Origin of the sequence: Burkholderia mayonis (assembly GCF_001523745.2) — a bacterium.
In the GTDB taxonomy this organism is placed as follows: domain Bacteria; phylum Pseudomonadota; class Gammaproteobacteria; order Burkholderiales; family Burkholderiaceae; genus Burkholderia; species Burkholderia mayonis.
Genome location: NZ_CP013387.1, coordinates 242,165 through 264,959, shown reverse-complemented (window position 1 = coordinate 264,959; position 22,795 = coordinate 242,165). Strand labels below are relative to the sequence as shown.

The window sequence follows — 22,795 nt, the reverse complement described above, 5'->3', positions numbered from 1 at the left end:
CCTCAGAGAAGCTCATGGAAACTCTTCTTCATCCGAATCCGAACGAAACGGCCGACGCCGTGGCCGCCGAACCCGACATCTCGTCCGCCGCGCTGCCGCTCGGCGAGCATTTGCGCCGCTGGGCGGCCGACCATGCGACGCGCACCGCGCTCGTCGCCGGCGGCGAACGCGTACCGTTCGTCGCGCTCGATCGCCGGGTCGACCGGCTCGCGGCCGCACTGCACGAGCTGGGCCTGCGCCCCGGCGACCGTGCGATGGTGCAGTTGCCGAACGGCATCGCGTTCGTCACCGTCTGCTTCGCGCTGTTCCGTCTCGGCGTGGTGCCCGTACTCGCGATGCCGGCCCAACGCTCGCATGACATCGACGCACTCTGCCGCATCGCCGAGCCCGCCGCTTATTTCATCGCGGACGGAATGGACGGCTTCGACGCCCGATCGCTCGCCGCCGACATGCTCGACGCGCATCCGTCGCTGCGCCGGCTCGTCGTCGACGGCGAGCCCGGCCGTCGCGACGATGATGACGATGCCGACGAGCGCGTCGTGCCGCTCGCGTCGCTCGACGCGCCGCCGCGCGCACTGACGCCGCCCGCGCCGAACGACGTCGCGCTGCTGCTCCTGTCGGGCGGCACGACCGGCACGCCGAAGCTGATTCCGCGCACGCACGCGGACTACGCGTATAACTTCAGCGCGTCGGCCGCGCTCTGCGGACTCGACGATACGAGCGTCTATCTGGCGGTGCTGCCCGCCGCGCACAACTTCACGCTCGCATGCCCCGGCATACTCGGCACGCTCGCGAGCGGCGGCACGGTCGTGTTGTCCGACACGGCGAGCTGCGACGAAGCGATGCCGCTGATCGCGCGCGAGCGGGTCACGCAAGTCGCGCTCGTGCCGCCGCTCGCGCAGCTCTGGGTGCAAGCGCGCGAATGGGAACGCAGCGATCTGTCGAGCCTGCGGCTCGTCCAGGTCGGCGGCGCGCGGCTGGACCCGGCGCTCGCGCGCCGCCTGCCCGACGTGCTCGGCTGCCGTCTGCAGCAGGTATTCGGGATGGCTGAAGGACTGCTGTGCTACACGCGGCTCGACGATCCGCCCGACACGATCGCGCATACACAGGGGCGGCCGCTGTCGCCGCGCGACGAAGTCCGCATCGTCGACGCGCACGGCCGCGACGTCGCCGCTGGCGACGTCGGCGAGCTGCTGACTCGCGGGCCGTACACGATTCGAGGCTACTACCGCGCGCCGGAGCACAACGCGCGCAGCTTCACGGGTGACGGCTACTACCGCACGGGCGATCTCGTGCGCCGCGACGCGGCCGGCAATCTGATCGTCGAAGGGCGCATCAAAGAGCAGATCAATCGCGGCGGCGAAAAAATCTCCGCCGCGGAAATCGAGCTGCTGATCGACGCGTTGCCGGATGTACAGGACTCGGCCGTCGTCGCGGTTCCCGACACGCTGCTCGGCGAACGCATCTGCGCATTCGTGCGGCCGCGACGCGACGCGCTCGATGCAGCGACGCTCAAGCAGGCGCTGCGCGCACGCGGGCTCAGCGAATTCAAGCTGCCTGATCAGATCGAAATCGCCGCGCATTGGCCGTTGACGTCGGTCGGCAAGATCGACAAGCAACGATTGATCGCGATCGCCAAGGCGCGCGACGCCGCCCCGGCGCGACGCTACGTCGAACGCCATCTGAGCGTGCGAAGCGACCCGCTGGATCTGGCGTCGCGCATCATGCGCGCACTGCCGAGCCGGCACTGCATGCTCTACGAGCGCGGCGGCGAATGGAGCATCGGCATCGATTCGGCGCTGAGCGTGATCGTCGAGCCGGACGGAACAGTGCGCCGCAGCGACGGCGCATGCTGGCGCGACGCGCGGCCGTGCGACGCGATCGCACACGCGCTCGCGGACGTGAAGATCGACGCTTGGCGCGCATACGGGCGCGCCCATTTCGAGTTTTCTCATCTGACGTACGGCATCGACGGCGCGCGCGGCGACGAGCCGTTGCTGCGGCTCGCGATTCCGCAAAGCGAGATTCGCGTATCGAGCGGCCGCGCGCTGATCCGCAGCCTGGACCCCGGCGCGCTCGCGACACTCGTCGAATTGGTCGACGCACAGGACGCCGCGCAGCAGACCGAGCCCGGCGCGCGTCTCGAAACAATCGACGGCGAACGCGACGCGCGCGCGTACAAGGAGCAGGTCGCGTCCGCGGTGCGCGAAATGCAGGCCGACGCGTATCAGAAAGTGATTCTGTCGCGCGCGGTCGAGGTTCCGGCGTCGCTCGACACGGTGTCGAGCTACGTCGCGGGCCGGCGGACGAACACGCCGGCCCGCTCGTTCCTGCTCCGCGACGGCGATTTCGAAGCATATGGCTTCAGCCCCGAAACGGTGGTCGAAGTGAGCGCCGACGGCTTCGTCAGCACGCAACCGCTCGCCGGCACGCGCGCATTGACGGGCGACGACGCCGAAGACGCGCGTCTGCGGCGCGAACTGCTGCGGGATGCGAAGGAAATCGCCGAACACGCGGTGTCGGTGCAATTGGCGATGGACGAAATGTCGTCGGTCTGCGACGCAGATACGCTCGGCGTCAGCGAATTCATGAGCGTCTATCGGCGCGGCACCGTCCAGCATCTCGCATCGCGCGTGCGCGGGCGGCTCGCGGCGGGCCGCCACGCATGGCATGCGTTCGAAAAGTTGTTCCCCGCCGTCACCGCTTCGGGCATTCCGAAGCGCGAGGCGCTCGACAGCATTCGACGCCACGAGCAGCGCTTGCGCGGCTTGTACAGCGGCTGCGTATTCGTCGTCGACAGCGAAGGCGCGATGGATGCCGCGCTCGTGCTGCGCTCCGTGTATCGCGACGGCGAACGCTGCTGGCTACAGGCCGGTGCGGGGCTCGTTCCGCTGTCGACGCCCGATCGCGAATGGACGGAGACTTGCGAAAAGCTCGCTTCGGTCGCGCGTCATTTGCAGGGGCGGGCGGGCGGCTAGGCGCGGAAGCCGCGGGGCGGGGCGGCGTGACCACGGCGTGACGTGACGTGGCGGAAGCGTCCATGAAGCCGCACCGCGCGACACGATACCTGGCCGTGCGATTGGTCGGAACCAGTCGATGACGCGGCGGGCGAGCGCGGCAGTCGCGCAGCGCCGGAAACTTGCGCAAGCGGCTTCGCACGCATCGACATCGCGACGCCGGCCTTCGGGAGCAAGCAACGTCTGCCGTCGAAGCTGTTCCGACAATCGCCCGCCCGGACGCGGGCGCTGCGGCCGTCCGCCGCCCTCGGGACGAATCGCGCGTCGCAACGATGCGCCTGCGCCCCCTCGACGAAGCTCGATATCGTTCCGCAACCGGCGCTTCACACGGCGACAGCGGCGAACGATCCGAACATCGCGGCGGGCGGCGGACGGACGCCCGTCGCCTGGCGAATCCGCAGCCCTGTTCGCACGTCCCGAGCAATTGGCCTCGTCTCTGTTGCATGCGGCGAATCAACCGTCGAAACACCGCGCCGGCCATTCGACGCGCCCCATCACATCGCCTTCGACACGCGCTAGAATGACCGCTCCGGTTCCCTCCCCGACCGCCCGCCATGCCCGTCACCGGCCTCGATCACTACAACCTCCGCGCGCCTCGTCCGCTCCTCGACACGCTGCGCGATTTCTACGTGAACGCGGTCGGCTTGCGGCTCGGCGATCGCCCGCCGTTCCGGAGCCACGGCTATTGGCTGTATGCCGGCGCGCGAGCGGTGCTGCATCTGTCGGAAGCCGGGCCCGGTGAATCGCGTGCGCCGAATGTCACGAACACGTTCGACCACGTCGCGTTCTCCTGCAGCGATCTGCCGGGAACGATTGCCCGTCTGCAGCAATTCGACATCCGATACACGAGCGCCGACGTGCCGCTGACGCGTCAGCATCAATTGTTCTTCGACGATCCGGCGGGAAACGGCGTCGAATTGAATTTCATGGCGGACGCCGACGGCTAACGCTCGCGCACGAGCCGGCAAACGAGCACGCGAAGCAAACGAGCGACGAAAGCGCACGCACGATACGTCCGCGCCCGGCTCGTCGCCCGTCGTCCGCACGCCTGCGCACACCGCCCCGGCATTTTGTCCTGTCCGCGAATAAGCTTGGCACCAAACAAGCTAAAAGCGCGCGGCCGCGGCTCCTATAATCGGCCGACACCTTCACAAAAGCAGACCGATCGGAGACTCGTCATGACCGAACCCGCATCCGCCGACTGGCGCCTCGAGACCATCGCCGTGCACGGCGGCTATCGCCCCGATCCGACGACGCGCGCCGCCGCGGTGCCGATCTATCAGACGGTCGCGTTCGCGTTCGACGACACGCAGCACGGCGCCGACCTGTTCGACCTGAAGGTCCAGGGCAACATCTATTCGCGGATCATGAATCCGACCAACGACGTGCTCGAACAGCGCGTCGCGGCGCTCGAAGGCGGCGTCGGCGCGCTGGCGCTCGCATCGGGCCAGGCGGCCGTCACCTATTCGATCCTGACGATCGCCGAGGCGGGCGACAACATCGTCTCGTCGAGCACGCTGTACGGCGGCACCTACAACCTCTTCGCGCATACGCTGCCGCAGTACGGGATCACGACGCGCTTCGCCGATCCGCGCAACCCGGCGGCATTCGAAGCGCTGATCGATTCGCGCACGAAAGCGATCTTCGCGGAGTCGGTCGGCAATCCGCTCGGCAACATCACCGACATCGCCGCGCTCGCCGACGTCGCGCATCGCCATGGCCTGCCGCTCATCGTCGACAACACGGTGCCGACGCCGTATCTGCTGCGTCCGTTCGAGCACGGCGCGGACATCGTCGTCCATTCGCTGACGAAGTATCTCGGCGGACACGGCACGAGCCTCGGCGGCGCGATCGTCGATTCGGGCACGTTCCCGTGGGCGAAGCACGCCGACCGTTTCAAGCGGCTGAACGAACCGGACGTCAGCTATCACGGCGTCGTCTACACCGAAGCGTTCGGCGACGCCGCGTATATCGGCCGCGCACGCGTCGTCCCGCTGCGCAACACCGGCGCGGCGCTCTCGCCGTTCAACGCGTTCCAGATCCTGCAAGGCATCGAGACGCTCGCGCTGCGCATCGACCGCATCAGCGAGAACGCGCTGAGGATCGCGCAGCATCTCGCGGGGCACGAGAAGGTCGAATGGGTCGATTATTCCGGATTGCCGAATCATCCGGATCACGCGCTCGTCGACCGCTATCTGTCGGGCCGCGCGCCGGGCATCCTCACGTTCGGCGTGAAGGGCGGGCGCGCGGGCGGCGCCGCGTTCCAGGATGCGCTGAAGCTCTTCACGCGGCTCGTCAACATCGGCGACGCGAAGTCGCTCGCGACGCATCCCGCTTCGACGACGCATCGTCAGCTATCGCCGGAAGAGCTCGCGAAGGCGGGCGTGAAGGAAGAGACGGTGCGGCTGTCGATCGGCATCGAGCACATCGACGATCTGCTCGCCGATCTCGATCAGGCGCTGGCGAAGGTGCGAACGACATCGTGATCGAACGTCCGCGCGTTCGATCACGACGCGACACAACGCGCGCAACGGCGACGATCGACGCCTCGTCGCACACACGCCGTCCGTCACGCGAAGCAGCGGACGAGGCCGTGCAACGCGAACCGCTGCCGGCACATCGGCTGCCGCGCACCGACGCGCGGCGGCGTCACTCCGCCGCGCGCGTCGTCTGCCGCTGCTCGCCGAGACCCGCGACCCCGCAGCGCACCGTCTGCCCCGGCTTCAGATAGACGGGCGACGGCTTCGCGCCCATCCCGACGCCGGGCGGCGTGCCGGTCGAGATCACGTCGCCGGGCTGCAGGCTCATGCAGCGCGACAGATACGCGATCAACTGCGCGACCGTGAACACCATCGTGCGCGTGTTGCCGTTCTGATAACGCCGGCCGTCCACGTCGAGCCACAGATCGAGCGCCTGCGGATCGGCAACTTCGTCGCGCGTGACGAGCCAAGGACCGAGCGGCCCGAACGTGTCGAAGCCCTTGCCCTTGTCCCACTGGCCGCCGCGCTCGATCTGCCATTCGCGCTCGGACACGTCGTTGACGACGCAATAGCCGGCGACGTACGACAGCGCGTCGGCTTCGTCGACGTTCTTGCACGCGCGGCCGATCACGACACCGAGCTCGACTTCCCAATCGGTCTTCACCGACCCGCGCGGAATCTCGATGCCGTCGTGCGGGCCGCTCACCGCGCTCGTCCACTTGCCGAACACGACGGGCTCGGCCGGCACCGCAAGGCCCGCTTCCGCCGCGTGGTCCGCGTAGTTCAGACCGATGCAGACGAACTTGCCGATCCGGCCGACGCACGCGCCGATTCGCGGCTCGCCCGCGACGAGCGGCAGCGACGCGGGATCGACGCCCGCGAGCCGCGCGAGACTCGCATCGGACAGCACATCGCCCGCGACGTCGCCGATCAGTGCCGACAGATCGCGGATGCGGCCGTCGGCGTCGAGCAGACCGGGCTTTTCCTGGCCCACGGGGCCGTATCGAAGCAGTTTCATGGCAAGCGACCTCTTCAGTTCAGGACGGACGAAAACCCAGCGAGCTCAATTCAGGCGGCGCAGCGGCGTCGCGTGGGCCCGTTGCGGAATTTGTACCATCCGCGGCGCGATAAGAAACGCTGCATCGCGGATAACGACTATTGGAGCAGACACTGGCGACGCGCATGCTCGGCGGTGGCGACGGCAGCCGGCGGCGTTCGTGGCCACGGGCGAGTCGCCGCCTGCGTCTGCCGCCCGTGCCGGCGGCCGACAGGCGCGACGCGCGTGCGCGTGCGCGTCTGACGTCAGCTCGGCTTCGACTCCACATTCCGCGCCGACTGCCGGTACGCGGCCGGCGCGCCGTTCCAACGCACACTTTGACCGCATCGATGCTCCGGCGGCGTTTTTTATTCAACAAATGCATACAAATCTAGCATTGGTTTTGCATTTGTTGATTATCATTGCTGTTGGAGCAGTTGCTTAATTGATTTACGAATCAACGGTCCATCGACACACGCCGCGCCGCCGCGAAGCATGCGCAGCACCGGCAATCGACGCGTCGCGTCCCACAAGATCAACCCACCGATGAAACCCACGAAAGACCGGCCGGCCGACGACGTCGACGAGCCGCAGGATTGCGAAGAGATCGAGCGCTATCGCGCGCCCGCGCTCGACAAGGGGCTCGACATTCTCGAGCTGCTCGCCGAGCAGAAGGAAGGCCTGACGCGCACCGAGATCACGAAGGAGCTCGGCCGCAACGCGAGCGAGATCTACCGGATGCTCGAACGGCTCGTCGCGCGCCGCTACGTGATCCGCTCGCCGGCCGGCGACCGCTACACGCTCAGCCTGAAGCTCTACGCGCTCGCGCATCGCCATCCGCCGCTCAAGCGACTGATCGCCGAGGCGCTGCCGCCGATGCAGCGCTTCGCCGAGGCGGCCGAGCAGTCGTGCCATCTGTCCGTCTTCGATCGCGGCAACCTGCTCGTGATCGCGCAGGTCGACGGACCCGGCGCATGGGGAATCTCGGTGCGGCTCGGCTCGCGCGTCGGGCTCGTCGACACCGCGTCGGGCCCCGTGATGCTCGCGTTCCAGACGCCCGAGCTGCGCACGCAGATGCTCGCCGAGCATACGAAGGCCGAAGGCGAGAGCGCGCTCGACATGCACGGGTTCGACGCGCAGTTGCGCGAGATCCGCGCGACGGGCTGGCTCAAGCAGGAGAGCCGCCAGGCGTTCGGCGTCACGGACATCGCCTATCCGGTTCTCGGGCCGGCCGGCCACGCGATCGCCGCGCTCACGTGTCCGCACATGCGCCGGATCGACGCATACGTCGCGCCGCCGATCGACGAAGTCGCCACGCAGCTGCGCGACACCGCGAAGCATCTGTCGATGTTCAAGGAGACATCCGCCTGACATCGATCTGACGAAAATGTGAAATCATCGAGGCCTCGTCGTTCCGATCATGCCGATCACGAGCGCTGCCTCCGGCGGCGCACATCACATGGAGACAGGCCAATGACGTCACATCGTGAAACCTTCGCTCAGTCCGCCGGCGTGCGGGACGTCGCGGATTCCGTGAACAGCGGGCGGACGCGCGCGGTCCAGCATGCCGAGGCGGCGCTCGAGCGCCTCGCGCTCATCGAGCCGCTCGACGCGATGACGCACGTCGCGCCGGAGATCGCGCGGCAAGCCGCCGCGCACGTCGACGCGCAGATCGCGAGCGGCCGCAAGCTGCCGCTCGCGGGCGTGCCGTTCGTCATCAAGGACAACCTCTTCACCGCCGACATGCCGACGCACGCCGCGAGCCCCGCGCTGCTCGGCTTCGACGCGACGCGCAACGCGACGGCCGTCCAGCAGTTGCTCGACGCGGGCGCCGTGCCGCTCGGCAAGGCGAACATGCACGAGCTCGCGTTCGGCGTCACGAGCGCGAACGGCCATTTCGGCGCGGTCCGCAACCCGCACGACCCGGCGCGCATCGCGGGCGGCTCGAGCGGCGGCACGGCGTCCGTGGTCGCGGCGGGCATTCCGTTCGGCCTCGGCACTGACACAGGCGGCTCGGTACGGATTCCGGCGGCGTTCTGCGGCGTCGCCGGGCTGCGACCGACGCTGCGCCGCTATTCGACGGAAGGCGTGCTCGCGCTGTCGCCGACACGCGATACGGTCGGCCCGATCACGCACGGCATCGACGATCTGCTGTTGCTCGATGCCGTACTGACGCGCGACGCGAGCGAACCCGCGCCGCTCGCGCTTACGGGACTGACGATCGGCGTGCCGGATGCGCCGTACTTCGACGGACTCGACCCGGCCGTCGCCGAACTGACTGAGCGCGCGCTCGCCGCACTGACGGGCGCGGGCGCGCGCCTGATCCCGCTCGCCGCCCGCGCGCTGTATGAAACGGACGACGCGTGCGGCTTCGCGATCGCCGGGTTCGAGGCGCTCGCGTACTGGCGGCGCTTCAGCGCCGAGCAACTCGATCTGCCGTTCGCGGAGTTCGTTGCACGGCTCGGCAGCAACGACGTGCGGCACATCTTCCAGATGCTGCTCGACGCGCCGCCGTCGAGCGACGCGTACGCGGCGGCACTCGGCGTGCTGCAGGACATCGTGCGCTGGTACGACCAGGCGTTCCACCGGACGGGCGTCGATTGCATCGTGCTGCCGACCGTTCAATGCGAAGCGCCGCTCGTCGCCGACAGCGGCCACGACCTGCCGCCCGACGCCGCGCATGCGCTGTTTGCGCGCGTGATCCGTCAGACGGGGCCGGCGACGCTCGGCGGCGTGCCGTCGGTGTCGATTCCCGCGGGGCTGTCGAAGCACACCGGCATGCCCGTCGGACTGATGCTCGAAGGACCGGCGGGCAGCGACCGGCGCTTGCTCGCGATCGCGCGTGAAGTGGAGCGGCTGCTCACGCGTACGGCGTGACGCAAGGCTGGCGCACGAGCCGGCGTACTGATGCGGATCGGGCGCGCGAATCCGCCGTGCGCGCGGCGCTACGCTAAAATAGCGCCCCCTTCAAAATACCGCCCGCTGTCGTCACTGACGGCGGGCGCCTTATGGACGTCATGGCCAAACTTCTGACCGATCTCGAATTCCAACGTTTCTCCGAACTTCAGCAGAAGCAAGCAAGCTTCACGATCACGCCCGGGGAAGCGGACGAACTGCGCGACATCGTCGCGCGCGCGCAGCAGAAGCGCGACGACCGCGCGGCCGCGATGCATGCGATCGAAAACTACGTCGCGCAATTCGAAATCACGCCCGACGAGCTCTTCTCCCCCGAGCAGATCGGCGAAGCCGCGCGCACGTACGGCCTCATTGCGGCGGGCAAGAAGGAGCGCTCGCTGCCGCCGTCGCTGACGGTCAACGGCAAGCCGTATCAATGGACGAAGACGCTGCCGGATGAAGTGCGGCTGCCGCTCTTCGACGCGTTCAAGGCGGGCGAATCGATCAAGCGCTTCATCGCGATGCCGAAGGACACTGCCCGCTGCGCGCTGACGGTCGCGCGTCTCGAGCGTGAGACGGGCGCCGTCTACGCGGAAGCGCTGCTCGAAGAGCTCGCGATCTCTCGCGTGCAGGTGGACGAGGCAGCGGCGAAGCTCGCGGCTTGATTCTTTTCCTCACGCATTCGGGCGTGATGGATTGGCGGATGCGCGTTCGTGCATGCCACCGGTGCGTCGCCGCCCGATGCGGTCGATGAAAAGCGCTGCGCGATGCGCGTCGGTCGAGTCTTCTCCCGGAAAACCTCACCTCTCTCCCGATTTCATATCCCGTAAGATCTCACCGTCGAGAAATCGTGTTGGTCGTGTTGGTCGTGTTGGTCGTGTTGGTCGTGTTGGTCGTGTTGGTCGTGTTGGTCGTGTTGGTCGTGTTGGTCGTGTTGGTCGTGTTGGTCGTGTTGGTCGTGTTGGTCGTGTTGGTCGTGTTGGTCGTGTTGGTCGTGTTGGTCGTGTGAATCGTGTGAATCGTGTGAATCGCGTGAATCGCGTGAATCGCGTGAATCGCGTGAATCGCGTGAATCGCGTGAATCGCGTGAATCGCGTGGAACGCGTGGAACGCGTGGGGTGCGTGGGGCGTCGAGGCCGTCAGCCGTCAGCCGTCAGCCGTCAGCCGTCAGCCGTCAGGGATGTTGGCAGCCCCGACGGCTTCGGCAACATCCAACTCGTCGGCAGCCCTTGCAGCACTGGATTAAGAAGCGCCGACTACACCGACCGCATACCGCCGCGACGACAACCCGACTCGCCCACCGGATGCACGCGTGCAACGACGCACGCCGTACGGCCGCATCATTGCTGCAGCTTCAATCTGAAACCGACCACCCCCGGCTCTTGCGTCGCCGACACGGCAAAGCCGCTGTCTTTCGCAAGTGAGATCATCGCCGTGTTCTCGCGCAGCGCCTCGCCGATCATCCAACCCGTTCCGCGCGAACGTGCGTATTCGATGATGCGTCCCATCAGCAGTCGTCCGAGTCCCTTGCCCTTCTGATCGGGCCGCACTGCGATCGCAAATTCCGTTGCTTCATTGTCCGGATCGGTCACCGCGCGTACAGCGCCGAGCGTATGCGCGCGGCCTTCGGCGTCGTCGACCGTCGCAATCAACGCCATCTCGCGGTCGTAATCGATCTGCGTCATCCGCGCGATCTGCGAATGATCGAAGTTGCGTATCGCGCCGAAGAAACGCATCCGCAAATCATCCGGCGTCATCGCGCTCAGCAACTCCCGATGCGCATCCTCGTCCTCGGGACGAATCGGGCGCACCGTGACGTGCTCGCCGCGCCAGTCGATCTTCTGCTCCAGGTAGCGGGGATACGGGACGATCGCAAGCCGGCTGCGCCCCGTCGCGAGCCGGATGTGCGGCGCGACCGCGACGACGCGCTCGGCCCGCACGCGCAACACGAGCGACATCTGCACGACTTCGCGCACCTCGCACACGGCTTGCGAAAGCGCGGTCAGCGCATGCAGCAGCGGCTCGGGCGGCGCGCGGCGCGCATACGGCGACCGCGCGACAACCGCTCGCGCCAGCACGGTATTGAAGGGCGGCAGCCCGTAGACGACGAACGGCGCCGAAACGCCATCCGCCGGCGGCACCGAATAACGAAATACCGGACCGAAGTTCTGGTCGTCGAACATGTCGACCGTGATGTCGACGATCGCATCGCCGACGTCCGTATCGGTTGTGCGCTCGACGCCGAAGCCGGCGAGCCAGCCGAGCGCCGCATCGCCTTCGAATGCGTCGCGCCCCTGCGCGAGCGCCGTGCGCGCGACCTCTTGCGCAGCCGAGATCGACGCCGCAGGTTGCGGCGGCGAGCCCTCCGGCGTCTGCATCAACAACTCGCGGCCCAGTTGATAGTCGACGAGACGCGCATGTGCGCGCGCGAGACGCTGCGGCGTCGTGTGCACGGGAATGCCGTGCTCGTGCAACGCATCGCGCGTGGCGGCGTCGACGCCGCCGAAGAAGCACGCAAGCATGCCGCGGCGCGCGAACTTGCGCGATTCGATCAGCGCGCGCGCGACGTCGCCAGCAGGCGCGCTATGCGACGTCGCGTGAACGACGAACACGGTGCCCGTCGGCGGATGCTGCGCGAGGGCCTTCAATGCCGCGCCGAAATGCTCGGGACGCGCATCGTCGCCGAGCAGCAACGGATTGCCGGCGGCGATTCCGGCAGGCAGCGCGCCGGCGACCTCGTCGAGGGCAGCCTGCGGCCATTGCGCGAGCGTCTCGCCCGCCGCCGCGAGCGCATCGACCGCCAGCTTGGCGACGCCTTTGTCGCTCGTCACGAGCGTCGCCGCGCCGCTCGCCGCCGCCCGGCCGACGCCGAGCGTTTCGATTTCGTCGAGGAGATCGTCGAGCGCCTCGACGCGAACCATCCCGGCGCGCTGAAACGCGGCCGTATAGAGCAGATCGCCCGAATCGCCGCGTCCGGTGCGGAGCGCGAGCACCGGCTTGTTGCGCGCCGCCGCGCGCGCGGCCGACATGAACTTGCGCGCCGACTTCACCGTATCGAGCTCGAGCAGGATCGCGCGCGTCGCGGCATCGCTCGCCAGGTAATCGAGCACGTCGGCCGCGTCGACGTCCGCCTCGCTGCCGAGCGCGACGGCGTGCGAGAAACCGAGTCCGCGCGCATGCGCCCAGCCGAGCACCGCGTTCGTCAATGCGTTCGACTGCGATACCCACGCGACCCCGCCCGCCTTGACGATGCACGCCGGCGCGCCGAAATGCGCGTTCAGCACGGGCGAGGCGACACCGAGGCTGCCCGGCCCGACGATGCGCAGCAGGTACGGCTTCGCCGCGGCGAGCGTGCGTTCGAGCGCGGCCCGGTCCGTGCTCGAACGGGCCTCGCCGACGATGATCGCCGCACGGACACCCAGGCCGCCGAGCTTGCGCACGATGCCGGGCCACGTCGCGGGCGGCGTGCAGACGAGCGCGACCGACGGCGCGCTCGGTAGCTGATCGACGTACGGGTACACCTTGTGCCCGTTCAGTTCGCCGTATTTAGGATTGACGGGCCAGATCGCGCCGCCGAACCGGCCATCGAGCACGCACGCCCAGACCATCGCGCCGACGCTGCCGGGACGCGGCGACGCGCCGACCACGGCGACGGAGGTCGGCTGGAACAACGCATCGAGATTGCGAACGGTCACGGCAGCTCCGCTGAAAGGAATGAGCGACGACGATCGAAGGCGCAGCCCTGCCGGACCGAGCCTGCGAGTCCATAGGATAGGCGAAGCGCCGGGCGACGCCTATATGCCGTTCGGCCGAATCGCCGATTCGCGCAAGCATCGGCATCATCAATACCGACGCCGCCCCGTCGGTGTCGAACAAGCCCTTCTCCGCCGAAAACGCGGGTCGGGAATACCGGTCTTTCGAAATGGAGTAAAACGAGAATGAACGGATGCATCGGGCAAACCGCGCTCCCGGCGACGACGCCCCGCCTCTTTGACGAAATTGCGTGCTGCTCGCACCGCAAACACGCCGTCGCCGGCACGCTGCGCGCGATGCTCGACTCGCTTGCCCCGCCGACTCGGCCGGCGACACGGCTACCGACAACGCGGCCAACCACGGTCCGCTCGAATGGCCGCCGCCCTCGCGGTTTCGATTCCAGCAGTCGAAATTCGAAACTGCTTACGCGTCTGCGTCCAGACTCGCCTCTCGCCGTGCCTCGCCGCACGGCATTAAAAAGGCACGCGCATTCGTTTTGAAACTGCCGTCTCGAAAATTCGATCGCACCGAATGAAGAATCGGAAAAGCCAGGCTAGAAAAATTGATGCGTTGCCGAATAGCAGACAATCTTCGCGCATTGCGCAGGCCCGCTACGCGAGCAATCGAACGACACAGTTCGAAGTTCGAGTGGAGTCGAAATCGTGGCGCAGCCAGGTGCAAGAACAGCCGCCGCATCGCGTATCGCACCGTCGAACGGCCCTTCGTTCGCGGTCTCGCAAACGATGCGCCGCTCGCGATACGCATGTGCTCGCGCTTCACGACGAACGCAAATGTGCGCTAACCGGCGCTGCGAGGCATCGAAAAACGCTTCTTCCGTGAATAACGATCGTTTTCCATTCGCACCGACTACGACATGCATCAAGCGGAATGCCGTTCGATTGAGAACCCCGTCTCAAGAAGGTCGTCTGCGCGGGTCCACGGTTCGGACACGTTGTCCATTCCCGCACATCGCATGGCGGGATTGGACAGACGAATCAACGTGTCGGCGCGCCGCCGCTTTATTGGCATCGCAATCGAATCGCGTTTCGCGCTCCCGATCCGAGCGTAAGGCGAAACACAGATGGTACGAAAACAGGACTCACGTCTCGTCGCCAAAGGTGAGCGTTTTCGGGAGCCAAGGTGAGGATATTCGGGATTGCGCACCGGGCTGCGCAAATATCGCAAATCGAAACGAAAAAAACGCATACGGCGTCCCGTCTGCACGATGCAGCGTGAAACAACTTCGCCGAATCGGCAAGTTCGAGTCGAACATGGAATAACGCAATATCTGGCTAAATCCGCTCGCTTCAACGTCAAATCTACGCACAACCACCTGCGGCATGAAATCGCGCGGCCGCCGTGAAACAAACGAACCGCGTGCCAAAAACAAAATGGTGCGAATGGCCAGTTTGCCGTTCGCACCGTCGTTCAAGGCGCCAAAGGTGAGAGTTTCCGGGATCAGTCCTTGATCAGGAAGCGGTTGCGATTCTTGCCGAGCCAAGCCGGAGCACGGCCGCGGCCGCTCCAGGTCTCGCCCGTCTTCGGATTGAGGTACTTCGGCGGCAGCGGGCGCTTCGGCTTCGCCGTCGTCTTGATACTCCTGAATCCCAATTCGTCCGGTGTGATGTCGTATTCTTCGATCTTCGCCTTGATATCGGCAATGGCGTCCGCGATCGCTTTTTCGCGTTCCTTGTCGATTTTCTGTTGAAGTTTTTCGAGCTGTGCAGTCAGTTGCCTATAGGTCGCCATATGGATGAAGCTCCGTCTCGTTATTTATAGATGGAAGTATATGAATCAATTCCAAATCAATCGAACATTTTTCGCATTGCTTTCATATCCCGCAAGCGATGCTCAAAAGCCATTTCCAGCCTTGCATGCGAAGAGAAGGTACCGCACGCCGTTATCGACCGATTGCCTGATCGTGTCGAAATCGCCGCCGCAAATGCCGCGCGCATTCTGAATGCAGGTGTCCCAAGGACCGCCGGCGGGGCATTGGACCATCGTGGTCGAACGCCCGTCGGACGTAAACAGCGGCGCGCTACCTCCGCAGCCTGAAAGCCCCGCTATTAAAGCAATCAAAAATCCTGTCCGCAAGAACGCGCCGCATTGCCCCGGCGCCGGCGCACCCGTCTGTTTCATGAATCTGCCTATCGCTCCGCTTTCTTCTTGGACGACGCGAGTATATGCCAAGCCACGCGACAAAGGGTCAATCGGGTGCAACGAGTGTCTTATAGGGCGCACGGCCGCGTGGATCGTCGGTAAGCCGAATGAATACTTGCTCGACGTCGGGCAGCGCCTCGAGCCTGCGTCGCAACGCATCGCGATCGAACGATGCGGGCGCGCATCCCTCGGCATAAATGAAGCGGCGCTGAATCGTGATCCAGATGCTCGTGCCGGCCAAAGCCGCATCGCCGCCGGCAAATTCCTTTTTTAGTTCTCCGGCAATCGGCTTGTCGTATAAATATGAATTCGGTTTGCTGCAGCGATGCGCGAGCCAGCAAGTCGTTCCGCGCTCGACGCGGTAATGCGCATCGTCCTCCATTTGCGCACGCGTCATCAACGGACCGAGCGGAACCGGGCATTCGGCAATCGCATTCGACAATGCAAAAAAAGGATCGCCGTACCAATTGCGTCGCTCGACCAAAGCAGGCGATCCCGACGATGCGAACGACGTCGATGACGCAGGCGACTCAGATGCCGTCGGCGCCGAAGTGTTCGACGCCGCAGTCGATACGGACGATGCAGGCGGCACGCCGTCCTGCGCGAACACAACATGCGCGGCGGCCGCGAGCGTCACGCACGATGCGGCGATCTCGATGCGCTTCATCGCAACCTCCATGCGGATACGCCCGCTCATGCGCGAGCGTCGACACCTGCGCGGCGAATGCATCCCGCGCATCGGTCTGCTATGTGTCGATGCCGAGCGCCGCGAGCTTCTTGTAGAACGTCGCGCGCCCGATGCCGATGCGCGCGGCCGCCTCCGTCACCTTGCCGTTGCATGCGGCCAGGGCGTCCATCAGGAACTGGCGCTCCCACGCGGCGTACGCGGACGCATAGGACAAAGATGCGGCGCGCGCATCGGACGCAACCGTCGATACCGCGCCGGAAACCGAACCCGCACCGGCCGTCGCACTTGCGCCGGCAGCGGGCGCGGCGCCGAAAACCGCGGCCGCCCCACGCCCGGGCCCGATGAACGGCGCGAGCGCGCGCGCATCGATCAGCGCGCGATCGGACAGCATCAGCGCACGCTCGAGCGTGTTGCGTAGTTCGCGCACGTTGCCGGGCCATGGATAGGCACACAGCAGACGCAGCGCATCGTCGGTCAGTTCGCAGTGCTCGGCAAGTCCGTGCTGCGCGGCAAGCTCCTCGAGCATCGTATAGACGAGCGCCTCGATATCCGATGCGCGCTCGCGCAGCGGCGGCGCATGGATCGTCAGCACGTTCAGCCGGTAATAAAGGTCCGCGCGAAAGCGCCCCTCGGCGACGAGCGCCGGCAGCTCGGCCGACGTCGCCGCGATGATCCGCACGTTCGCGCGCACGATCCGGTTCGAGCCGACGGGCTCGAACTCCTTGTCCTGCAGCACGCGCAGCAGCTTGCCCTGCAGCGGCAGCGGCATGTCGCCGATTTCGTCGAGAAAGAGCGTGCCGCCGTCGGCGAGCTCGAACTTGCCGACGCGGCCCTTGCGGTCCGCGCCCGTATACGCGCCCGGTGCCGCGCCGAAGAACTCGGTTTCGAGCAGCGCGTCGGGAATCGCCGCGACGTTGACCGTCACGAGCGGCTTCAGCGCGCGCGCGGACGCGGCGTGAATCGCATGGGCGAGCAGCTCCTTGCCAGTGCCCGTCTCGCCGAGCAGCAAGACGGGCGAATCGACCTGCGCGGCGCGCCGCCCCTGCCGCTTCGTTTCGAGGCTCACGGCGCTCGTGCCGACGAAGCTCGCGAACGTGTATTTCGGACGCCGCGCCTGCGCGAGCGAGCGCTGCGTCGCAATCAGCTCCTGCTGGACCTGCATATAGCGGGAAAAGAGCGGCGTCAGCGTCTTCAGCTCGTCGAACAACGCGAAGCCGATCGCGCCGACGGTTTCGCCCGCCTCGCCCGTGAGCGGCAGGCGCGTGACGATGAGCGGCTCGCGGCCGGTCTCCATGATGTCGAGCAGGATCGGGCGGCCAGTCGCGACCACCTCGCGCATCAGGCTGTGCGGAATCACCGCCTCGCAATCGCGGCCGATCGCCTGCTGCGGATCGGCAAAGCCGAAGCGCGCGGCATAGCGCTGATTGATCCAGACGACGCGCGCATCCTTGTCGACGATCAGCGTGCCGACACTCGAATGCTCGAAGGTCTTGAAAAGGGACTCCGCCGCGCGCCGCAGCACGTCGCCGTAATCGACGGGCAGCGCGGCCCAGCCGTTCGAAATCTGTGCGTTCGTCTCCACTATTTCTTTCTTGTCCACAAAGCGAGACGGATTATCTCATGCAGGAGACAGACAGCAAGAGGCCGTCACGCAAGCCTGACGGGCCGATCGAGACGCCGGCCGCGCCGCATTCGTCTACATATAGAGACGTTTTCTGTAGAATCGGACGCAGCCGGCAGCCGGCGGCGCAGCACGCCCCGCTGCCGGCGCGGCTGCGGCCCGCCGCACGTCCGATGGCACGAATCCTGCGGAAGAGCTGCCGGAGCGTCGCGCCGTCTGTCTGGCGCGCCCGCCCGCACAACAACCAAGGTTTAGGAGACTCTCTTGTCATTCTTGATCGTCCTCGCTGCGCTGGCCTTCCTGATGTTCGCCGCGTACCGCGGCTACAGCGTGATCCTGTTCGCGCCCGTCGCCGCACTGGGCGCGGTGCTGCTGACCGATCCCGCCGCCGTCGCCCCCGTCTTCTCCGGCATCTTCATGGAAAAGATGGTCGGCTTCGTCAAACTCTACTTCCCGGTGTTCCTGCTCGGCGCGGTGTTCGGCAAGGTCATCGAGCTGTCCGGCTTCTCCGAGGCGATCGTCGCGGCCGCGATCCGCTACATCGGCCGCTCGCGCGCGAATGCGGTGATCGTCGCGGTCTGCGCGCTCCTCACCTATGGCGGCGTGTCGCTGTTCGTCGTGGTGTTCGCCGTCTATCCGTTTGCGGCCGAGCTCTATCGTCAGAGCAACATTCCGAAGCGGCTGATGCCAGGCGCGATCGCGCTCGGCGCGTTCTCGTTCACGATGGACTCGCTGCCGGGCACGCCTCAGATCCAGAACATCATCCCGACGACGTTCTTCAAGACCACCGCGTGGGCCGCGCCCGCGCTCGGCACGATCGGGTCGGTGTTCATCATCGTCGTCGGCCTGTCGTATCTCGAATGGCGCCGCCGCTCGGCGCTCGCGCGCGGCGAAGGCTACGGCACCTCGCTCATCAACGAGCCCGAGCGCGTCGAAACGCAGTCGCTGCCGCATCCGATCCTCGCGGTGTCGCCGCTCGTGCTCGTCGGCGTCGCGAACTTCACGCTGACGAAACTGATTCCAGTGTGGTACGGCGGCGCATCGTACACGGTCCCGCCCGACGTGCTGCCCGGCGTCCACGCGCCGATCACGACGCCGATCAAGACCGTCGTCGCGATCTGGTCGGTCGAAGCGGCGCTGCTGCTCGGCATCCTGCTCGTCGTCATCACCGCGTTCAAGCGCGTGCACGAGCGCTTTGCGACCGGTACCAAGGCGGCAGTCGGCGGCGCGCTCCTCGCCGCGATGAACACCGCGTCCGAATACGGCTTCGGCGGCGTGATCGCCGCGCTGCCGGGCTTCATCGTCGTCGGCGATGCGCTGAAGCACATCCCGAATCCGCTCGTCAACGCCGCCGTGTCGGTCAGCTCGCTCGCGGGTATCACGGGCTCGGCGTCGGGCGGCATGAGCATCGCGCTCGCGGCGATGTCGGATCTCTTCGTCAAGGGCGCGCAGGCCGCGCAGATTCCGATGGAAGTGCTGCACCGGGTCGTCGCGATGGCGAGCGGCGGCATGGATACGCTGCCGCACAACGGCGCGGTGATCACGCTGCTCGCGGTGACGGGCCTCACGCACCGCGAGTCGTATCGCGACATCTTCGCGGTGACCGTCATCAAGACGCTCGCGGTGTTCTTCGTGATCGCCGTCTATTATCTGACAGGGCTCGTATGATCTGACGACAGGCGCAACGCGCCCGTCTCGCGACCGCCGCCGGCCGGCTTCGACGAAGCGCCGGCGAACAAATCGGCCCGGCGCCCGCCGCTCGACGGCGCGCCGGGCCGATTCCGTTTTCTCTCATACTTTTATCGTGACGCGCCGCTGCAACATGCGGATTTGTGCGAACGCCGGCGGGCCCGCCGCGCAACGCGCGGCAACGCTCCGGCAAGCCGCCCGACCATACCGATCGAACGCCTCGCGAAATTCTCATTGCGGCCGCCCGCTTCGGTTAAACTGCATTCAAGCAGTCCGCAAAGCAACATTTCCTATTTCACGACACGAGGACACGTTCAATGCGCACGACCGGTTCTTCCGGGGCCATGACCCTGCTGACCGAATTCGATCCGGCCGACGGCCGCGAGCTTCGCTCGCTGCGTCTCGCGGCCACCGAAGACGGCAAAAGCGTACTGCTCATCGAAATCGACGAACGCAAGCCCGGCATCCATCGGGAAGTACGCTACGAAATCACGCCCGCCGAGTTGATCGCCGCGATTCGTTCGCACGGCGCGGAGCTGCCGGGCGAAACGCACGGCGCCACCCCGCTCGTCCGCAGCACGACACCCTGATCCCGCCGCCATGGTGAGGCCGCGGCCGGCCCGCGCCCTCACCGTCTCCGCCGCGCGCCGATGCGCGCTGTGATCCCCTTCCCGAAAATAGCCGATAATCGGCACATCCACGCGCTCCATGCCGCGCGCTTCTCGCGGCGACCCTCCATCGTTTCGTCATGCTTCATGATCTCGTCGCCCGTTTCGGGCCGCTCATCGTGTTCGCCAACGTGCTCGCGGCCGCGATCGGCCTGCCCGTGCCCGCCATGCCGACGCTCGTGCTGTTCGGCGCAATGGCGACGCTGCATCCGGACGCGATCGGCGCGCAGCTCGCGCCCGTGCTCGCACTCGCGGTGCTCGCGGCGCTGATCGGCGACACCGCGTGGTACGTCGCCGGCCGGCATTTCGGCGGCCGCGCGCTGAAAACCTTATGCAAGCTTTCGCTGTCACGCGACAGCTGCGTGAAAAAAACCGAACGCTTCTTCGGCCGCTGGGGCGTGCGCGTGCTCGCCGTCGCGCGCTTCATCCCCGGCCTGTCGCTGATCTCGGTGCCGATGGCGGGCGCGCTCGGCACGCGCTATCGGACGTTCGTCGGCTACGACGGCTTGGGCGCGCTGCTGTGGGCGGGCTGCGGCATCGCCGTCGGGTTCGTGTTCGCGAAACAGATCGATTGGCTTTTCACCGGCGCGAACCGGCTCGGCCGCGCGGTGCTCGTCGTGATCGTCGTGCTGCTCGCGCTCTATACGGCCGTGCGCTGGATGCGCCGCCGCGCGCTGATTCGCCAGCTCGCGAACGCGCGGATCGATGTCGACGAACTCGACCAGTTGCTGCAAGCCGATCCCTCGCCAGTCATCGTCGACGCGCGCTCGCCCGAGCACCGCAAGCTCGATCCGTACGCGATCCCGGGCGCGCAGTTCGCCGACGAACGCGATCTGCACGCCATCGTCGCGCACTATCCGGCGACGCAGAAATTCGTGATCTATTGCTCGTGCCCGAACGAAGTGACGGCGGCGCTGATGGCTCAGCGCCTCAAGCAAGCCGGCTTCGCCGACGCGCTCGCGCTGCGCGGCGGCCTCGACGCATGGCGCGACACGGGCCGGCAATTGATCGAGCTCGATCCGCAGGCAGCGAGCGAAGCGGTGCTCGCACCCGCACCGAAAACCGCCTGATCGAACGGACGCGCAGCAGCGTGCACGCGCATCGTCCGGGGCGCGGAGAACGGCGGCGGCTTTTGCATTCGGACGCGAGCCGCATGCCGCCGCAGAAATGCCGATGTCGGGCGGCAGCCGAGCTTGCGCCGCCGCGCGAATCGTTTCGGAATGCTCAGAACACCTTCACCGGCACGTTCACGACCAGCCGGTATTCCTGGTTGGTGCTGTCCGAGTAGTGCGTCGAGCCGACGTGCCACATCGCGATGAACGTGATCTTCGTGTCCTTGAACTTGCCGCTCTGGATCGTGTACGACGGGATGAAGCCGAACTCGTGGTGGCGGCCCTGCACCGGCGCGCCGTCCTTCCAGTAGATGCTCGAGCGCGTCGGATCGAGCGCCGCGCCCGCGGAGCCGTCCGCGCCCCAGCCCGTCACGCCCCACACCATCGCCTTGAAGCCGGGCAGCCCCGCCTCCTTGCCGTAGAACGTGTAGCGCAACTGCAGCGATTTTTCGTGCGGCGCGTTGTAGTCGACATCCATCGAATCGACGAGGAAGATGCCGTTCGTTTCGTTCAGGTAATCGAAGAATTGGTCGCCGAGCACCTGCTGATAGCCGAGCAGCAGCTCGTGCGGACCGTGCTGCGCGGCGAGCGACAAGCTGTACGCATTGTTGTCGATCTTGCCCTGGCGCGCGTCGCCCGTGTCGTGCGTCGAATAGAAGTTGCCGAAGCCCGTCCACTTGATCGCCTGCGGCGAGCCGTAGCTCTGCTTGACCGAGCCGTAGTACTGACGCCATACGTCGTCGGCCTGACCCGCGTAGAACGACGCCGAGCCCGTCGACGAGTAATCCCAGGTGCCGCCCAGGTACGTGAAGCGATCGACGCGCGTGCCGCCGTATTGGGTCGTCAGGTTCGTGAGCGTCGCGTAGCCGCGCGCGTCCGTCTTCGTGAAGCTGCCCGCTTCGAGCATCACGTTCTTGAATTCGTTGCTGACGATCGTCGCGCCGAGGAACGTCGGCGGCAATGCGCGGTTGTCGTGCTGCTCCATGAACGGATTGTCGACCGCCTGCAGACCGTACTTGATCACCGTGTTCGAAATGCGCGCCTTCACGTCATAAATGCCGGGAAACGCCCATGCGAACTGGTTCGAGCCGCCGCCGCCCTTCGCGATGTGCACCATGTTGCTCGCGCCCGCGCCGCCGTCGAGCTTCAGCGCGGCGTAAATCGACGCGTCGACGCCGAAGCCGATCAGCCCGCCCGTATAGCCGGACTCGAAGTTCGCCATCACACCCTGGACCCACGCGTGGCGATGCGGTCCGCCCTTCGAATCGAGCACGTCCGCGTAGTTGCGGAACAGCACGTCGAAATGACTGTCGGCAATGAAGCCCTTCGACGTCGACTGGCTCGACACCGGCTCCGGCGGCATGATCTCCTGCGTGGCGTCGGCGTTGATGATCGCGTTCGGCGTCGTCGCCTGCTGCGCAAGCGTCGCGGCGGGCGCCGCCCGGGCCGGCGCGGCCGGCGCCGCGTCATCCGCACGCGCCGCGCCTGCGATCGACACGCCGGCGAGCATCGGCAGTCCCCACGCGAGCAGGACTGCTCGCGCGACCCTCTTCATCGATTGATGTTGTGTCATTGCGCTTCTCTTTTTATGTTGACTACCCACTCGCCGGCCGCGCATCGCGGCCGGCGACACCCCGGCGCGCCGCCGTGACGACGCGCCTTCCCACGACGCGAAG

At 66.5% G+C, this 22,795-nt stretch carries 18 protein-coding genes; 10 read left to right on the top strand and 8 right to left on the bottom strand.

Annotated features, from left to right (window positions below; genetic code table 11):
• The first annotated feature begins 14 nt into the window (after positions 1-14).
• From WS70_RS19835 to WS70_RS19825, 3 genes are all read left to right on the top strand, one after another.
• A complete protein-coding gene (locus tag WS70_RS19835; RefSeq protein WP_059469819.1) occupies positions 15-2,978 on the top strand; it encodes a salicylate synthase in 2,964 nt (987 codons plus the stop codon).
• A gap of 593 nt (positions 2,979-3,571) precedes the next feature.
• The gene (locus tag WS70_RS19830; RefSeq protein WP_059469818.1) at positions 3,572-3,964 is read left to right on the top strand and encodes a VOC family protein; all 393 of its coding nucleotides are present in this window, start codon (positions 3,572-3,574) and stop codon (positions 3,962-3,964) included.
• Between the two features lie 231 nt (positions 3,965-4,195).
• Positions 4,196-5,503, top strand: coding sequence for an O-acetylhomoserine aminocarboxypropyltransferase/cysteine synthase family protein (locus tag WS70_RS19825; protein ID WP_059469817.1), 1,308 nt, complete (start codon positions 4,196-4,198; stop codon positions 5,501-5,503).
• A gap of 163 nt (positions 5,504-5,666) precedes the next feature.
• Here WS70_RS19825 and WS70_RS19820 read toward each other — a convergent pair whose 3' ends face one another.
• Positions 5,667-6,515: an ureidoglycolate lyase gene (locus WS70_RS19820; protein WP_059469816.1), complete on the bottom strand. Its 849-nt coding sequence runs from the start codon at positions 6,513-6,515 to the stop codon at positions 5,667-5,669.
• Between the two features lie 564 nt (positions 6,516-7,079).
• On the opposite strand from WS70_RS19820, the gene WS70_RS19815 reads away from it, so the two are divergent.
• The 4 genes from WS70_RS19815 (at position 7,080) to WS70_RS33450 (ending at position 10,437) form a co-directional block, all read left to right on the top strand.
• Positions 7,080-7,904 carry an IclR family transcriptional regulator gene (locus WS70_RS19815; protein ID WP_059598161.1) on the top strand — a complete coding sequence of 275 codons (825 nt, stop codon included), beginning with the start codon at positions 7,080-7,082 and terminating at the stop codon, positions 7,902-7,904.
• A 102-nt stretch (positions 7,905-8,006) separates the two neighbouring features.
• The gene (gene iaaH / locus WS70_RS19810; protein WP_059598145.1) at positions 8,007-9,410 is read left to right on the top strand and encodes an indoleacetamide hydrolase; all 1,404 of its coding nucleotides are present in this window, start codon (positions 8,007-8,009) and stop codon (positions 9,408-9,410) included.
• Positions 9,411-9,541: 131 nt separating this feature from the next.
• Positions 9,542-10,093, top strand: a complete 552-nt coding sequence (locus tag WS70_RS19805) for a hypothetical protein (RefSeq protein ID WP_059469814.1) — start codon at positions 9,542-9,544, stop codon at positions 10,091-10,093.
• Positions 10,094-10,305: 212 nt separating this feature from the next.
• Entirely contained in the window at positions 10,306-10,437 is a 132-nt protein-coding gene (locus WS70_RS33450) for a hypothetical protein (RefSeq protein WP_257791904.1), read from the top strand.
• Positions 10,438-10,768: 331 nt separating this feature from the next.
• Here the strand turns inward: WS70_RS33450 and WS70_RS19795 are convergent, their stop codons facing one another.
• The 6 genes from WS70_RS19795 to WS70_RS19775 form a co-directional block, all read right to left on the bottom strand.
• On the bottom strand, positions 10,769-13,123 hold the full coding sequence (locus WS70_RS19795) for a bifunctional acetate--CoA ligase family protein/GNAT family N-acetyltransferase (RefSeq protein ID WP_059469813.1): 2,355 nt from the start codon (positions 13,121-13,123) through the stop codon (positions 10,769-10,771).
• A gap of 1,157 nt (positions 13,124-14,280) precedes the next feature.
• A complete protein-coding gene (locus tag WS70_RS31695) occupies positions 14,281-14,682 on the bottom strand; it encodes a hypothetical protein (protein WP_159082930.1) in 402 nt (133 codons plus the stop codon).
• The gene (locus WS70_RS19790; RefSeq protein ID WP_059469812.1) at positions 14,640-14,930 is read right to left on the bottom strand and encodes an H-NS histone family protein; all 291 of its coding nucleotides are present in this window, start codon (positions 14,928-14,930) and stop codon (positions 14,640-14,642) included. The genes WS70_RS31695 and WS70_RS19790 overlap by 43 nt, the downstream gene beginning before the upstream one ends.
• Positions 14,931-15,032: 102 nt before the next feature.
• The gene (locus tag WS70_RS33035) at positions 15,033-15,332 is read right to left on the bottom strand and encodes a hypothetical protein (RefSeq protein WP_226382988.1); all 300 of its coding nucleotides are present in this window, start codon (positions 15,330-15,332) and stop codon (positions 15,033-15,035) included.
• A gap of 55 nt (positions 15,333-15,387) precedes the next feature.
• Positions 15,388-16,008, bottom strand: a complete 621-nt coding sequence (locus WS70_RS19780; RefSeq protein ID WP_226382923.1) for a BON domain-containing protein — start codon at positions 16,006-16,008, stop codon at positions 15,388-15,390.
• 79 nt (positions 16,009-16,087) lie between these two features.
• Positions 16,088-17,629: a sigma-54 interaction domain-containing protein gene (locus tag WS70_RS19775; protein ID WP_059469811.1), complete on the bottom strand. Its 1,542-nt coding sequence runs from the start codon at positions 17,627-17,629 to the stop codon at positions 16,088-16,090.
• 285 nt (positions 17,630-17,914) lie between these two features.
• Here WS70_RS19775 and WS70_RS19770 point away from each other — a divergent pair, with 285 nt between their 5' ends.
• The 3 genes from WS70_RS19770 (at position 17,915) to WS70_RS19755 (ending at position 21,077) form a co-directional block, all read left to right on the top strand.
• Entirely contained in the window at positions 17,915-19,318 is a 1,404-nt protein-coding gene (locus WS70_RS19770) for a GntP family permease (protein WP_059469810.1), read from the top strand.
• Positions 19,319-19,656: 338 nt separating this feature from the next.
• Complete coding sequence (locus tag WS70_RS32175; protein ID WP_059469809.1) at positions 19,657-19,929, top strand: hypothetical protein; 273 nt, start codon at positions 19,657-19,659, stop codon at positions 19,927-19,929.
• Positions 19,930-20,087: 158 nt separating this feature from the next.
• Complete coding sequence (locus WS70_RS19755) at positions 20,088-21,077, top strand: DedA family protein/thiosulfate sulfurtransferase GlpE (protein ID WP_059598144.1); 990 nt, start codon at positions 20,088-20,090, stop codon at positions 21,075-21,077.
• Between the two features lie 154 nt (positions 21,078-21,231).
• Here the strand turns inward: WS70_RS19755 and WS70_RS19750 are convergent, their stop codons facing one another.
• Positions 21,232-22,692 (bottom strand): OprD family porin, encoded by a 1,461-nt coding sequence (locus WS70_RS19750; RefSeq protein WP_059469807.1) that lies wholly within the window; start codon positions 22,690-22,692, stop codon positions 21,232-21,234.
• Positions 22,693-22,795 lie beyond the last annotated feature (103 nt).